This is a genomic window from Roseivivax sp. CAU 1753 (assembly GCF_054482575.1).
This window is the reverse complement of the sequence record NZ_JBTLRF010000005.1, coordinates 77,376-92,065: the sequence shown is the minus strand read 5'-3', so window position 1 is coordinate 92,065 and position 14,690 is coordinate 77,376. Positions and strand designations below refer to the sequence as shown.

Annotated in this window: 13 protein-coding genes; 7 read left to right on the top strand and 6 right to left on the bottom strand. The window is 67.3% G+C overall.

Going from position 1 to position 14,690, the window contains the following annotated elements:
- Nucleotides 1–34: 34 nt before the first annotated feature.
- The 4 genes from ACXYMN_RS12030 to ACXYMN_RS12015 all read left to right on the top strand — a co-directional run bounded on the left by ACXYMN_RS12030 (nt 35) and on the right by ACXYMN_RS12015 (nt 2,694).
- On the top strand, nt 35–508 hold the full coding sequence (locus ACXYMN_RS12030) for an SspB family protein (RefSeq protein ID WP_459013912.1): 474 nt from the start codon (nt 35–37) through the stop codon (nt 506–508).
- 246 nt (nt 509–754) lie between these two features.
- Nucleotides 755–2,149, top strand: coding sequence for a class II fumarate hydratase (gene fumC, locus ACXYMN_RS12025; protein WP_459013911.1), 1,395 nt, complete (start codon nt 755–757; stop codon nt 2,147–2,149).
- Nucleotides 2,150–2,296: 147 nt separating this feature from the next.
- Nucleotides 2,297–2,470, top strand: coding sequence for a DUF4169 family protein (locus ACXYMN_RS12020; RefSeq protein ID WP_459013910.1), 174 nt, complete (start codon nt 2,297–2,299; stop codon nt 2,468–2,470).
- Nucleotides 2,467–2,694 (top strand): ribbon-helix-helix domain-containing protein, encoded by a 228-nt coding sequence (locus ACXYMN_RS12015; RefSeq protein WP_459013909.1) that lies wholly within the window; start codon nt 2,467–2,469, stop codon nt 2,692–2,694. Before ACXYMN_RS12020 ends, ACXYMN_RS12015 begins: the two co-directional genes overlap by 4 nt.
- On the opposite strand, the gene ACXYMN_RS12010 is transcribed toward ACXYMN_RS12015, so the two are convergent.
- The gene (locus ACXYMN_RS12010; protein WP_459013908.1) at nt 2,684–3,397 is read right to left on the bottom strand and encodes an SIMPL domain-containing protein; all 714 of its coding nucleotides are present in this window, start codon (nt 3,395–3,397) and stop codon (nt 2,684–2,686) included. The two genes, ACXYMN_RS12015 and ACXYMN_RS12010, sit on opposite strands and share 11 nt — an antisense overlap.
- 159 nt (nt 3,398–3,556) lie before the next feature.
- Between ACXYMN_RS12010 and ACXYMN_RS12005 the strand changes: the two genes are divergently transcribed.
- The 3 genes from ACXYMN_RS12005 to ACXYMN_RS11995 all read left to right on the top strand — a co-directional run bounded on the left by ACXYMN_RS12005 (nt 3,557) and on the right by ACXYMN_RS11995 (nt 9,384).
- Nucleotides 3,557–6,673 carry a hypothetical protein gene (locus ACXYMN_RS12005; protein WP_459013907.1) on the top strand — a complete coding sequence of 1,039 codons (3,117 nt, stop codon included), beginning with the start codon at nt 3,557–3,559 and terminating at the stop codon, nt 6,671–6,673.
- Nucleotides 6,674–6,812: 139 nt separating this feature from the next.
- Nucleotides 6,813–7,286 carry an Lrp/AsnC family transcriptional regulator gene (locus ACXYMN_RS12000; RefSeq protein ID WP_459013906.1) on the top strand — a complete coding sequence of 158 codons (474 nt, stop codon included), beginning with the start codon at nt 6,813–6,815 and terminating at the stop codon, nt 7,284–7,286.
- A 97-nt stretch (nt 7,287–7,383) separates the two neighbouring features.
- Nucleotides 7,384–9,384, top strand: coding sequence for a monovalent cation:proton antiporter-2 (CPA2) family protein (locus ACXYMN_RS11995; protein WP_459013905.1), 2,001 nt, complete (start codon nt 7,384–7,386; stop codon nt 9,382–9,384).
- A gap of 82 nt (nt 9,385–9,466) precedes the next feature.
- On the opposite strand, the gene ACXYMN_RS11990 is transcribed toward ACXYMN_RS11995, so the two are convergent.
- The 5 genes from ACXYMN_RS11990 to ACXYMN_RS11970 all read right to left on the bottom strand — a co-directional run bounded on the left by ACXYMN_RS11990 (nt 9,467) and on the right by ACXYMN_RS11970 (nt 14,681).
- Nucleotides 9,467–9,976 carry a CarD family transcriptional regulator gene (locus ACXYMN_RS11990; protein ID WP_459013904.1) on the bottom strand — a complete coding sequence of 170 codons (510 nt, stop codon included), beginning with the start codon at nt 9,974–9,976 and terminating at the stop codon, nt 9,467–9,469.
- A 295-nt stretch (nt 9,977–10,271) separates the two neighbouring features.
- On the bottom strand, nt 10,272–10,610 hold the full coding sequence (gene fdxA, locus ACXYMN_RS11985) for a ferredoxin FdxA (protein ID WP_459013903.1): 339 nt from the start codon (nt 10,608–10,610) through the stop codon (nt 10,272–10,274).
- 50 nt (nt 10,611–10,660) lie between these two features.
- The gene (locus ACXYMN_RS11980) at nt 10,661–11,038 is read right to left on the bottom strand and encodes an RNA-binding S4 domain-containing protein (protein ID WP_459013902.1); all 378 of its coding nucleotides are present in this window, start codon (nt 11,036–11,038) and stop codon (nt 10,661–10,663) included.
- Between the two features lie 79 nt (nt 11,039–11,117).
- Nucleotides 11,118–14,081 (bottom strand): helicase-related protein, encoded by a 2,964-nt coding sequence (locus ACXYMN_RS11975; protein ID WP_459013901.1) that lies wholly within the window; start codon nt 14,079–14,081, stop codon nt 11,118–11,120.
- A gap of 24 nt (nt 14,082–14,105) precedes the next feature.
- Nucleotides 14,106–14,681 (bottom strand): tetratricopeptide repeat protein, encoded by a 576-nt coding sequence (locus ACXYMN_RS11970; RefSeq protein WP_459013900.1) that lies wholly within the window; start codon nt 14,679–14,681, stop codon nt 14,106–14,108.
- Nucleotides 14,682–14,690 lie beyond the last annotated feature (9 nt).

Genomic DNA, 14,690 nt, shown 5'->3' with positions numbered 1-14,690 from the left:
CAATATGCTGGCCGGGTCACCCAAGGGAACCCATATGACCGGCGGCATCGATTACGGCAACCTCATGCACCGTGCCATGCGCGGCCTCATCCAGGAGGTCCTGAGCGACGTGGCCACCACCGGCCTGCCGGGTGAGCACCACTTCTTCATCACCTTCGACACCGGCCATCCGGATGTCGAACTCGCCGACTGGCTGTCCGACCGCTACCCGGGCGAGATGACGGTGGTCATGCAGCACTGGTTCGACGCGCTCGACGTAACCGACGAAGGCTTCTCGGTGACGCTCAATTTTGGCGATTCGCCCGAACGGCTGTACATCCCCTATGACGCGATCAAGACCTTCGTGGACCCGTCGGTCGAGTTTGGCCTGCGCTTCGAGACGCAGGAAAGCGACGACGACGACGATGCCGCCGATATCGCCCCGACCGACGACGCCGCGGGCGACGACGACGACGAGGCGGCCAAGAAAGACGCGGATGTCGTCAGCCTCGACAGCTTCCGCAAGTGATCCGGCACCGCCGGGCCGCGCGTTCCGGCCCTGCCGCGACGCACCTGCCCCCGGTCCTTCTCCTGCCCCCGGTCCTTCTCCTGCCCACGGTCCTTCTCCTGCCTGCCATCCCGCATCCCCGGACCTGCCCGCGCTGACCGCAGCCCCGGTCGCCCGCGCCGATCCGCCATTTCGACCTTTGCCTCCGCGCGCGACCGGGGTAGATGGCATACATACGTATACATTCCCCCGCGAAAGGATGGCTCCATGACCGCGACCCGCACCGAGACCGACAGCTTCGGCCCCCTTGAGGTTCCCGCCGAGAAATACTGGGGCGCGCAAACACAGCGCTCGATCATGAACTTCCCCATCGGCTGGGAACGCCAGCCGGTGCCGATCATCCGCGGCCTCGGCGCGATCAAGAAGGCCTGCGCGCTGACCAACGTGGAGCTGGGCGACATGGAGGCCGAGATCGGCCAGACCATCGCGGCGGCGGCGCAGGAAGTGATCGACGGCAAGTTCGACGACAACTTCCCGCTGGTGGTCTGGCAGACCGGCTCGGGCACGCAGTCCAACATGAACGCCAACGAGGTGATCTCGAACCGCGCGATCGAGATGCTGGGCGGCGAAATGGGCTCGAAGTCGCCGGTGCATCCCAACGATCACTGCAACATGGGCCAGTCCTCGAACGACACCTTTCCCACCGCCATGCATGTGGGCATCGCGCTTCAGGCCCGCGACGTGCTGCTGCCGGGCCTGCGCAAGCTGCACGCGGCGCTGGTCGCGAAATCCGGCGAGTTCGACCACATCATCAAGATCGGCCGCACCCACACGCAGGACGCCACGCCGCTGACGCTGGGCCAGGAATTTTCCGGCTACGCGCACCAGGTGGCCAAGGGTATCGCGCGCGTCGAGGCCTGCCTGCCGGACATCTACGAACTGGCCCAGGGCGGCACCGCGGTCGGCACCGGGCTGAACACCCGCACGGGCTGGGCCGAAAAGGTCGCCGCCCGCATCGCCGAGATCACCGGCCTGCCCTTCGTCACCGCCCCCAACAAGTTCGAGGCGCTGGCCGCCCATGACGCCATGGTGATGTTCTCGGGCGCGCTCAAGACCGTCGCCGCATCGCTCTTCAAGATCGCCAATGATATCCGGCTGTTGGGCTCCGGCCCGCGCTCGGGCCTGGGCGAGTTGATCCTGCCCGAAAACGAGCCCGGCTCCTCAATCATGCCCGGCAAGATCAACCCGACCCAGGCCGAAGCGCTGACCATGGTCTGCGCGCATGTGATGGGCAACGACGCGGCAGTGGGCTTTGCCGGCAGCCAGGGGCATTTCGAACTGAACGTCTACAACCCGATGATGAGCTACAACGTGCTGCAAAGCATGCAACTTCTGGGCGACAGCGCCTCGGCCTTCACCGACAACATGGTGTCGGGCATCCGCGCCAACGAAGTGCGGATCGGCGAGCTGATGCGCAATTCGCTGATGCTGGTGACGGCGCTCGCCCCGACCATCGGCTACGACAACGCCACCAAGGTCGCCAAGACCGCCCACAAGAACGGCACCACCCTGAAGGAAGAAGCCATCGCCCTGGGCTTCGTCGACGAGGCGACATTCGACGCGGTGGTCCGGCCGGAACAGATGATCGGTCCGAAAGACTAGGACGGGGGCGCGGGATGGCGGATCGCGCGCCGCGTATTTGGAAAATGGAAAGGCGGCAGGGCAGCGCGCTGTCCTGATGTCTTTCCATTTCGAAAATACGCAAATCCGCATCTGGCCAAACGCGCCGCGCTGGCTAGACTGCCGAGCATGGCCAAAGTCACCAACCTGAACCGTTTCCGCAAGTCCCGCGCGCGCGATGAAAAGCGCAAGACCGCTGACGAGAACGCGATCAGGTTCGGGCGGACGAAAGCCCGCAGGGGGCTTGAGGACGCCCGCGCCGACAAGGCCAGGCGCGACCTTGATGCGCACGAGCGCGAATGAGCGGTCGCCCGGTCAAGCGCTCTCTCACCCTGCGCGGCCATCGCACCTCGGTGTCTCTGGAAGACGCCTTCTGGCTGGAATTCCGCGACATCGCCCGCCGCGAGGGCAAGCCCGTCAATCGGCTGGCAACCGAGATCGATGCCGCGCGCGCCCTGGAGACCGGCCTCGCCTCGGCGATCCGGCTCTACGTGCTGGCAGACCTGCGGGCCCGGCTCAGGGAATGATCTCGAACACCATCCCGACCTGCGCGGAATATCCCGTCTCGCCCTGGGCCACCGGCACCGAATCCGCGGCCATGCGCATTTCCGCCATCGGCATCGGATAGGGCCGACCGCCGCCCTGTTCGGTGATCGACAGGACCTGGCCCAGCGTCACGCCCGCGGCCTCCGCGTAAAGCTCTGCCTTGCGCCGCGCGTCCGCCACCGCCCGTTTGCGGGCCTCGTCCAGCAGCGGCGTCTCGTCGGTCACGCCAAAGCTCAAACCGTCCAGCGTGTTGGCACCGTCGCCGGTGACCGCCCCCAGAATGTCGCCCAGCCGGTCGAGATCGCGCACCCGGACCGAGATCTGGTTCGAGGCCCGGAAACCGACAATCTCGGGCGGGCGACCGTCGTTGCGGTCATACCTGGTATAGACCGGATCCAGCGACAGACCCGAGGTCTGCATGTCGCGCGGGGCGATCTCGAACGCCGTGAGCCGTTCGAGGATACGCCCGGCCACTTCGGAGGTCGCGTCGAGCGCCGCCGTTGCCGTCTCTTCCTGCGCCATGACGCCAAGCCGGATCGTCGCCATGTCGGGCACGGCGGCGGCCTCGCCGGTTCCGGAAACGGACATACGCGCGCGGCTGTCCTCCTGCGCGAGACCGGGGCCCGCGGCCAGCAGCGACAGGGCGATGAGCGGACCGGCGAACGAGGTGACGAAACGACGCATGGGAACAACCTCCGGGACATGATGCGAATTATGCCGAGTGTTCCTGACAGGCGTCCGCGCTGCAAGCACCATTCGGCGGGTCGGCGCGTCTCTGCCTTAAATTGGCGCGACCTCAAGCGCGGACTCCCACGTCGTGGAAAGCGGTGTTAAAACACGGCCATGAAACCTGATTTCGCACTCAATCTGTCGTTCGACGGGATTACGCTGTTGCACCGGGTCCGGGGTGGCTGGGCCGCGCTGGACCAGGCTGGACTGGATGGCGACCTCGTCGCCGAAATGGCGCGCCTGCGTCACGCCGCATCCGACGCGGGTGCCGCCGACGGCGCGGTCAAGCTGATCATTCCCGATGACCAGATCAAGTTCCTCGACTGTCCCGCGCCGGATGCGGCGGCGGTGGACGAGGCCGCGCGTGCGGCGCTGGACGGCCAGACGCCCTATGAAGTCGACGAGTTGCGCATCGACGTGGCCCTGCGCGACGGTCGCATGCACGTCGCCGCGGTTGCACGCGAAACCCTGGAAGAGGCCGAGGCCTTCGCGCTCGAGCATGGTTTTGCGCCGGTGGGCTTTGTCGCCGCGCGGGGTGACGGGTTCGGTCGCGAGGTCGCGTTCGGAGCCGCGGACAGCTGGCAGGGCAAGCCGGCCAAGGCGGATTCCGCCCCGGTCCGGATCGTGCCGATGCCCGACCCAGTGCCAGACCCAGTGCCCGATCCGCAGCCAGAGCCGGATCCGCAGCCTGCGCCCGAGGTCGCGGCGCAGCCCGCAGATCGGTTCGCAGATCAATCCGAATCGCCCCCCGTGCCGGAACGCGCGCCCTCGGTCGGCGCGGCGTCGGCCACCGCGGCCCAAACCCGGCAGCCGGATACGACAGTCGCCCGTGACGCGTCGCCCGCCGGGGCGCTGACAACGGCCAAGGCTTCCGCCGCCCCGCCTTATCCGGTACGCGCGCGCCCGGCCGATCCACTGGCGCAGCCGCGCGGTCGCACACCGGTCGGACCCGCCGGGGCCCGGGCGACCGGCTCTGGCGGGCCGGATGCCGCGCCCGCCCTGGCCATGCCGGACACTGAACCAGACGCCGCGCCGGACGATTCACCCGACAACTTGCCCGACGACGCGCCCACCTTCGTGTCCATGCGGGCGCGCCGCGATGTTCCTCCGGCACCGAAGGCCCCGTCGGTCGATCTGCGCGCACCGGTCAGCGCGCCCGCGCCGCGCCTCTCGATCCGCCCGGTGGCCGCGGACCGAATCGGCAGCCCCGAAAGCCCGGACCCCGATGTGCTCGACAGCCTGACGCGCGAGCCGCCCGCGGCCCCCCCAGAGGTCGGCAGCGTCGCTGACACCGCCTCAGCCAAGGCCCCCGGCAAGGCACCTCCTGTGGCGGGCGTGTTCGCCAAGGCGGACAGCGATACAAGCGCCAGGCCGCGCAAGGATCGTATCCTCGGCAAGGTCGGCTTCGGCGCCGCGCAAATCCCGCCCGACGGGTCCGCGCCACCGGTGACCGCGCCGGTCGGGACGGCCATCGACAGTCCCGGTCTTGTCGCGGCAGCGGCGTCGGGTCTGACGAGCAAGGGTCCGGGCAGCGCGGGCCTGCGCCCCGGCATGGCGACCGACCCTGAGGCCACGCCGACCAGCGCCGCCGTGCCGACAGGCGCGTCCGCCCGGCCCGCCCCGGATTCCAAACCAAAACCGAAATCGAAGCTGCTGAGCGGGCTGTTCGCGGCCAAATCCAGGGCCCCGGTCGCCCCCTCGGATGCCGAGGCCAAGTCCAAATCCGACCTGGAAGCCGAACGGATGACCGTTTTCGGCGCGCGCCGGAAGGACAATTACGTCGGCGGCAAGCCCCGGTTCCTCGGGCTGATGCTGACCTCGCTTTTGTTGATCATCCTGCTGGGGGTGGCGGCCTGGGCGTCGGTCTTCCTCGAGGATGGGCTGGCGCGGCTGTTCCGCACCCCGCCGCCGACGGAACTGGCGGCGGTCCCGGACGACCCGCTGCCGGTTGTGCCTGTGGCGCCTGTGGCCTCCGTGCCCGCCCCCGTCGCCGCGCCAGAACCCGATGTCGCGGCCGAACCCATCGTCGCGCCCCCCGGCCCCATCGTCGCGACCCCCGGCCCCATCGTCGCGACCCCCGGCCCCATCGTCGCGTCCCCCGATCCCATCCTCGCGACCCCCGACCCGACAGAGCCGGTCCGCGAGGCCCGGCTGGTGCAGCCCGACCCCGACACCACCGCCGCCGCGCCCCTGCCCGGTCCGAGAGCCGCGCCGCCCCGCGGTCTGAATGCCGACGAGGCCGAGGCCACCTATGCGGCCACCGGCATCTGGCAACGCGCGCCCGAACCGCCGGTCGATATCCGCGAAAGCGACGCGGGCGACATCTATGTCGCGTCCATCGATCCCAACGTGCCGCAATTCGATGCCAACGCCCTGCCAATCGCCCCCATCGCGCGCGATCCGGCCTATGACGCGCCGCTGATCCCGGCCCCTGCGGGCACCGTCTTCGACCTTGACGAACGCGGCCTGGTGCGCGCGACCCCGGAAGGGGCCGTCAACCCCGACAGGGTGCGGATCTTCGCCGGGCTGCCGCCAGCGGTGCCGCCGCTGCGGGGCGATGACCTGCCCCCGGTGCTCGAGGCGATCCCGGAACGCGCCGACGGCACCCGCCCGATCACCACCGAGATCTTCCAGCGCTTGCAGCAATACAACACCTTCCGGCCCAATCCGCGCCCCGGGGATCTGCAGGAACAGAACGACCGCGCCAGCCTGACCGGGCTGTCGCGCCCGGAACTGGCCGAAATCAGCCCTGCGGTCCGCCCCGAGACGCAAAAGGCCGAGCTTGAAGAGGACATCACCGCGACGGCACAGGCTGTCGCGATCTCCGAGCGGCCGTCATCGCGCCCCGCCAACATGGAACGGCTGGTTGCGGCGGCACAGGCGCAGCAGGCGGCAGCGCAGGCGCAGGCCCCGAGGGCGCAGACGGCCTCGGCCTCCACCGCCCCGGCCCCGGTCGCGGCGCGCACCGTGGCCCCCAGCATTCCGTCGAATACCTCGGTCAGCAAGGCGGCGACCGAAAGCAACGCCATCAATCTGCGCAAGATCAACCTGATCGGCGTCTACGGCCAGCCGTCCAGCCGCCGCGCGCTGGTGCGGCTGTCGAACGGGCGCTATGTGAAGGTCGGGGTGGGCGACAGGCTCGATGGCGGGCGCGTCTCGGCCATCGGCGAGGACCAGCTGCGCTATACCAAGGGCGGGCGCAACGTGACCCTGGCCTTGCCGCGCGGCTAACCCCCGCTCCGCGCCCGGCGGGGTCAGGGCCGCCGCCCGCGCCGGTGCCGCAGGATTTGCCGCACCCCCGCCCGCTGCGACCCCGCCCGCCAAATGGAACCGGACCGAAAGCGCCAAGCGCGCGCGACGAGTTGAAATCATGCCAGATACCCGCATCGATCTAGACGACACCGACATCCGCCTGCTCGCGGCATTGCAGCAGGATGCCCACCTGACCGCCGAGACACTGGGCAGCCGCCTCAACCTTTCGGCCAGCCAGGCCGGTCGCCGCCGCCAGCGGCTCGAGAAGATCGGGGCGGTCCGCGCCTATACCGCGCAGCTCGACCCCGAGCGTCTGGGCCTTGCGGTGCAGGCCTTCATCCAGGTCAGTCTTGCCAGCCACGGCGCCGATCAGGCACGCGGCTTTGCCCGCCTCGTCGCCACCCGGACCGAGATCGTGTCGGCCTGGACCCTCACCGGCGAGGCCGACTACCTCTTGCGGGCCTATGCGCCCGACCTGCGCGGCCTGCACCGCCTGATCCATGACGTGCTGCTGCCGCATCCTTCGGTGGCACGGGTGCAAAGCCAGATCGTGATGGATCAGCTCAAGGCGGATGCACCCCTGCCGCTCTGACCCGAATCCGCCCCCGTGCGACAATTGCGACACGCGCGGCGCTTGCCCTTCCCCCTCGGGCACGCACAATAGCCCAAACCAAAGGAGCCGTTCGCCGATGGACGCATTTCTGTTCCAAGCCTCGATCTACCTGGCCGCCGCCGTCATCGCGGTGCCGATCGCGGCCAGGCTGGGGCTGGGGTCGGTCCTGGGCTACCTCGCCGCGGGGCTTGTGATCGGACCGATCTTCGGGCTTGTCACCGCCACCGAGGACCTGCAGCATTTCGCCGAGTTCGGTGTGGTGATGATGCTGTTTCTCATCGGGCTCGAGCTTGAGCCCCGCGCGCTCTGGGACATGCGCCACAAGCTGCTGGGCTTGGGCGGGCTTCAGGTCAGCCTGACCACGCTTGCGGTGATGGGGGCCGCGATGGCGATGGGGCTCGCCTGGCAGCAGGCGCTGGCGGTCGGCCTCATCTTCGCGCTGTCCTCGACCGCGATCGTGATGCAGACCCTGTCGGAAAAGCGCCTGATCCAGACCAATGGCGGGCGCTCGACCTTTTCGGTCCTGTTGACGCAGGATATCTTCGTCATCCCGATCCTGGTGCTGCTGCCGCTGCTGGCCATCGCCAGCCCCGCCCGGATCAGCCCCGATGGCTCGATCGACCGCACCCCTCCGGATGCCGCGCACCACACCATGAGCCTGGTCGAGGGCCTGCCCGGTTGGGGCGTGGCGCTGGTGACGCTGGGTGCCATCGCCGCGATCATCGTCGGCGGCTTCTACCTTGTCGGGCCGCTGTTCCGCTATATCCACCAGGCCCGCCTGCGCGAGATGTATACCGCCTTCGCGCTGCTGATCGTGCTGGGCATCGCCTTTCTGATGATCCTCGTGGGCCTGTCCCCGGCGCTAGGAACCTTCCTTGCCGGGGTGGTGCTGGCCAATTCCGAATTCCGGCACGAGCTTGAATCCGATATCGAGCCGTTCAAGGGCCTGCTTCTGGGCCTGTTCTTCATCACCGTCGGCGCCGGCATTTCCTTTGCCACCTTCTTTGCCGCGCCGCTGCTGATCCTCGGGCTGACCCTTGGGGTCATGGCGCTCAAGGGGGCGATCCTCTATGTGCTCGGGCGCGCTTTCGGGCTTAGGGGGGCGGATCGCTGGTTGTTCACGCTGGGCCTCGCGCAGGCCGGTGAATTCGGCTTTGTCCTGGTGTCTTTCTCGCTGCAACAGAACGTGCTGACCCAGGCGCTTGGCGAACGGATCCTGCTGATCGTGGCGCTGTCGATGCTGTTCACGCCGCTGGTCTTCATGGCCTATGAATTCCTCTCGGCCCGCATCAAGCGCGACGAAACCGCCTTCGAGGAGGACGAGATCGACGAAACCGCACCGGTCATCATCGCGGGCATCGGCCGCTTCGGGCAAATCGTCAACCGGATGCTGCAAAGCACCGGCTTTCCGACGGTGGTGATCGATCACGACATGGAAACGATCCAGACCATGCGGCGCTTCGGATTCAAGGGGTTCTTCGGCGATCCGACGCGCCCCGACCTGCTGCACGCGGCGGGCATCGATACCGCGCGCGTGCTCTGCGTGGCGCTGGACGACCCCAAGGCCACAACCAAGATCGTGTCCTACGCGCGCAGGCTGCGCGGCGACACGCTGCACATCGTCGCCCGCGCCCGCGACCGCACCCATGTCTACGAGCTATATCAGGCCGGGGCCGATGACATCGTCCGCGAAATGTTCGACAGCTCGCTGCGCGCCGGTCGCTATGTGCTTGAAAACATGGGCCTGACCGAGTTCGAAGCCTCTCAGGCGGAAAAGACCTTCTTCCATCACGACCGCATGACGGTGCGCGAATTGGCGCAGCACTGGAAACCGGGCGTGCCGTTCCACGAGAACGAACCCTATATCGCGCGGGCCAACGAGCTTGAGAAGGACCTCGAAACCGCGCTGCTTTCGGCGCTGGATTTTCAGCAGACCCGCAAGGCCGCGGCCAGTGCGGCAGGCGCAGACGGCACAGACGGCACAGACGGCACAGACGGCACAAACGCGCCGGACCAGACAGACGGGCCCGGCGCTTCCGGCACCCCGCCCGGCACCGTCGACAAGGTCAGCCCGTGAAAATGGCCGCCCCATGAAAAAGGCCGCGCCCGAACCGGGCACGGCCTGACTGTTTCACCGTCGCAGGGTCGCAGGGCAGACGTTACGCCGCGCGCGACACCAGCACGTCGTCGACCTGCTTGGCCGCCGCGACCTCGTCGCCACCGGACACGGCTGCGACTTCACGGGTCAGACGCTCGAGCGCGGCCTCGTAAAGCTGACGCTCGGAATAGCTCTGCTCGCGCTGATCGTCGCCGCGATGCAGGTCGCGCACCACCTCGGCGATCGAGATCAGATCGCCAGAGTTGATCTTCTGCTCGTATTCCTGCGCCCGGCGCGACCACATGGCCTTCTTGACCTTGGCTTTGCCCTTCAGCGTTTTCATCGCCTGGCTGACGACATCGGGCGACGACAGCGACCGCATGCCGACCTCGGTTGCCTTGTGCGTCGGCACGCGCAGGGTCATCTTGTCCTTCTCGAAGGAGATGACGAACAACTCAAGGGTGATGCCCGCGATTTCCTGTTCCTCGATCGACATGATCTGGCCGACGCCATGCGCCGGATAGACAACGTAGTCGTTGGGACGAAACTCGGACTTGTTTGACTTAGACATTCTGGTTCCTCACGCAGGGCGCGCATTCCAAGCCTTCCGGACCAAAACCCCCAGACGCAGAAAGAGAGCGGAAACGCGAATTTCCGTTCACTTCATGTCATCAAGGAGGTCACAGATGGATCGCAAGATCCAAATGCCGATATGGAGGCAGCGCTTTCATTGCCCTGATCATACCACAAAAATACACCCGTTCCCAGCGCCATGGACGGCGGGAACAATACGTTATGTGCCGGACAGTTACGCAGCGATCTTCATGCAAACCCGGCGCAACGGGGCGGGTTGCGGCGAATCGCCCTCAGCCGCCCTCGCCCGGCTTTTCCGAAAAGTACTTTTCGTACTTGCCCTCTTCGCCGTCGCGTTCCTCGGCCTCGGGCAGCGGGTCCTTCTTGGTGATGATGACCGGCCACATCTCGGAGTACTTGCGATTGAACTCTACCCATTTTTCGGCTTCCGGCTCGGTGTCCGGGCGGATCGCGTCAGCGGGGCATTCAGGCTCGCAGACGCCGCAATCGATGCATTCGTCCGGATGAATGACGAGCATGTTCTCGCCCTCGTAGAAACAGTCGACCGGGCAGACCTCGACGCAGTCGGTGTATTTGCAGCCGATGCAGGCGTCATTCACGATATAGGTCATGGGCAAGCGTCCGTTCTGGTGTCACGGCAGAGCTAGACCAAGCCCAACCATCATTCAAGCGCATCGCGGCGGGTTTGATCGAGAAGGCGGCGATCACGCTTGCTGGGCCGCCCGCCACCGTCAAAGCGCGGCACGTGCGGCACCGCCTCGCGCGGGCGGGCCTGCGGCGGGTCCAGATCGTCATACAGCAATTGCGCCTCGGGCGCGGGGCCGCGCCGCTGGCCCGGGGCCAGTACCCGGATGATGCGCACGTGATCGTCCTTGGGAAAGGTCAGAACGTCGCCCGGGGCCACCTGTGCGGCGGGCTTCGACACCGGCTGGCTGTTGATCCGTAGCCGGCCCGCCGACACGACCTTGGCGGCAAGGCTTCGGGTCTTGAAGAACCGCGCGTGCCAGAGCCACTTGTCGATGCGGATGCGGTCGGTCAAGGCCGCAATCCGCCTGCATGGCGCACCGCCTTGCCCCCGAGGGCCGTGTTCTGCCCTCCGGCCCCTGCGGGACCCGCGATCACGTCTTGCCCTTGAACCCCTGCAACGCGGCGGCGAAGGGGTTGTCCGGGTCGATCCTGTCCTTCTTGGCGGGCCGCGCCTCGAAGTTCTGCGGCTTTTGCGGCGCGGCACCCCGGGGGCCCTTGCCCTTGGGTTTGCCCTTGCCCTTGGGGGGACCGCCCCGGCCCCGGCCCGCGCCCTGACCTTTTCCCTGACCCTGCGGCTTGCCCTGCGCGCCGCCGCGTTGCCGGGTGCCCAGCCATGTGAAGGTATAGAACACCTCCATCTCGGGGCCGGCAATGGCGGTGTCCGGGGCCGTGCCGATGGGGGTTTCCGCATTCGGCATCTTGTCCACCGGTGCTTCGTCCTGCGGTTGCGCCGGTTCGGCGGCAATCGGGGCCACGCCGTGATCGGTGATCTGTTCGACCGCGTCTTCCGCCGTAACCGGGTCCGCGTCGGCCTCTCCGGTGATCGCACCGGGCGCAACCGCGTCGGGCTGACCTGCGTCAAAAACCGGCATATCCGCCGATGCCGCGCCGTCCGCCGGGGGCACCTCTGCCTCGCGCGCCGCGCCCTCGTCGGTCGGCACCACCTGATCGACGGCCTTCTGCTTGGTCCGCTCGCCCTTTTCGGCGCGGTATCCAAGACCTTCCATCAGATCGGCGAACTGCTCGAGCGTCAGGCCGGTGATCGACAGCATGTCGGCCTTGGCCTCGAAACCGCCGCGGCTGTCCTCGGTGCGCACCATGTCGGCCAGCCGTTCCAGCATGTCGATGCGGATCGCCCGTGCCCCGGCGCGCCGATAGCCCATCACCATGAACGCCGCGTCGCTTGTGCCCGCCGTCGCAGGCACCGTCACCAGACCCGGCGGCGGCGCTTCGGGGAAGACGTCATCGCCCTGCGCCAGGCTCCAGAGCACCAGACGCAACCGCGTCGGCGCGGGCTTCAGCAAGAGCGGCATGAACACCGTGAACTGGCCAAAGCGCAGCCCGTGCTTGCGCAGCGCGCCGCGCGCCTCCTGGTCCAGCGCCTTCACGTCGTCGGCCACCTGCGCGCGCGGCAGCACGCCCATCGCCTCGACCATGCGGAAGGCAAAGCCCTTGGCCAGACCCGTCAGCGTCTCGTCGCGCTGGATGTTGACCAGCGGTTCGAACAGGCTGGCGATCTTGCGGTCGATGAAATGCTGCAGACGCCGCTCGACCTTCTGACGCACATCCGCGCCCGCCTCGTCGTCGACAAAGGCCACGACCCTCGGCTTCAGCGCGTCGTCGCCCTTCTCGAGCTTGCCGACTGCCTCGGTGCCCCACATCAGGCCACCCTGTTCGGTATAATCGATCTCGGTATCGGGCGCATTGTAGAACCGGTCCGCGCGCAAATGAAAATGCGGTGCCAGGGCTTGCAACGACGCGGTCTTCAGCGTTTTCGCCTCCTGACCCTGCGCATCCTTGTCCTGACGGAATCGAAATCCTTCCAGGCGTCCGACGAATTCACCTTCGACGGTCACCTCACCTTTGTCGTTCACTTCGGCCAAAAGGGCCTCCTTTTGCTTCAACCGGCGAAGGAGGACACTCGTCCGCCGGTCAACGAATCGCTGCGTCAGCCGCTCATGAAGCGCATCCGACACCCTGTCTTCTACCGCCCGGGTGCGGTCGCGCCAATGCGTTTCGTCGCCAACCCAGCCCTTTCGCTGCGCGACATAGGTCCATGTGCGGATATACGCCAATCGTTTGGACAGCGTGTCGATGTCGCCTTCGGTCCGGTCGATCCGGTGCACCTGCCGCGCGAGGAAGTCGTCGGGCACCGCGCCCTTCTGGTGCAGATAGCCGAATATGACGTCCAGAAGGCCCGCATGTTCCGCATGGCTGATGCCGCGAAAGTCCGGGATCCGGCAGACATCCCACAACAGCTGCACCGACCGCGGGTCCGACGCCCGCGCCCGCACCTCGGCGCGCGTCGCCAGTTCCTTCAGCGCCTGCAGATCGTCCGCCTCTCGCGCCTTGACCAGCATCGGGTCGTCGGTGCCCACCTCGAGCGAGGCGACCAGCGCGTCGATCGAGCCGAAGGACAGCTTCGCGTTGCGCCAGTTCAGCTTGCGCAGCGGCGTGAAGCGGTGATTGCAGATCGCATCGACCGTGTCTTCGGACAGCGGCGGCGCCTCTCCGGTGACGCCGAAACTGCCATCGCTCATGCCGCGCCCGGCCCGGCCCGCGATCTGCGCCAGCTCGTTCGGCGCCAGCATCCGCATCCGCCGCCCGTCGAACTTGGTCAGCGATGAGAAAGCGACGTGATCGATGTCGAGGTTGAGGCCCATGCCGATGGCATCCGTCGCCACCAGATAGTCGACCTCGCCGTTCTGATAGAGTTCCACCTGCGCGTTGCGGGTGCGCGGGCTCAGCGCCCCCATCACCACCGCCGCACCGCCCTTCTGACGGCGCAGCAGCTCTGCAATGGCATATACATTCTCAACCGAAAACCCGACGATCGCCGATCTTGGCCGCAGTCTGCTTATCTTTTTCGAACCTGTATAGGTCAGTTGGCTCATCCGGTCGCGATGCATGAACTCGACGCCGGGGACCAGCTCCGCAATCGGTCCGCGCATGGTGTCGGCGCCCATGAACAACGTCTCGTGGGTGCCCCGCATGCGCAGCAGCCGGTCGGTAAAGACGTGCCCGCGCTCGGGGTCGGCGCAAAGCTGGATCTCGTCGATTGCGGCGAAGTCGGTGCCCATACCCTCGGGCATGGCCTCGACGGTGCAGACCCAATAGGCCGCCCGTGGCGGCACGATGCGCTCTTCTCCGGTGACCAATGCCACCACCCCCGGCCCCCGCGCCGCGACGATCTTGTCATAGACCTCGCGGGCCAGAAGCCGCAGCGGCAGGCCGATGATACCCGTGCGGTAGCCGAGCATCCGCTCGATCGCGTAGTGCGTCTTGCCCGTGTTCGTCGGGCCCAGCACGGCCGCGACGCGGGATTTCATTTCCATGAATGCGCCCTCTGCCGTCCCCGATCAGAGACGGGTTCCGTTTGCCGCGACATCGAGCCGCCGAAGCGCCTCTGTCACATCCTCGTCGAAGGGACGCAATGCCCCGGCTGCGGTAAAGGCGCGGTAGGCCAGTTCGGACCGGCCAAGCTGTTCGAGGATCGTGCCGAGGCCCTGCAGCGCGCCGAAGTGATTCGGATTGAGCGCCAGCGTGCGCTCCAGCGCATCCGCCGCCAGCCCGAGCCGTTCGTTCGCGTAATAGGCCTGCGCCAGCGTGTACCACCCCTCGGCGAAGTCGGGCGCATGGTCGGTCAGGGCCAAAAGATGATCCTCGGCATGGTCGAGCGCATTGATCTCGAGCGCGTCGCGGCCCCGCTTCAACAGCAGATCCATCGACGCGGACCCGGATTTCGACCATTCCAGCTGCACTTCACGCTCCAGCCGCTGTGCCTCGGCGGCGTCGGCGGCATCCGCCAGCGCGCGCATCAGTTCGGCGGCGCGGTCGCTTTCGGCCCCGGCATCGGTCTGCTGGGGTAAGGAATACATGACCAGCGCGACAAATGCCGCAACGATAGAATTGATCTTGAGGGCTGTCCTACTCATGGTGCCGAA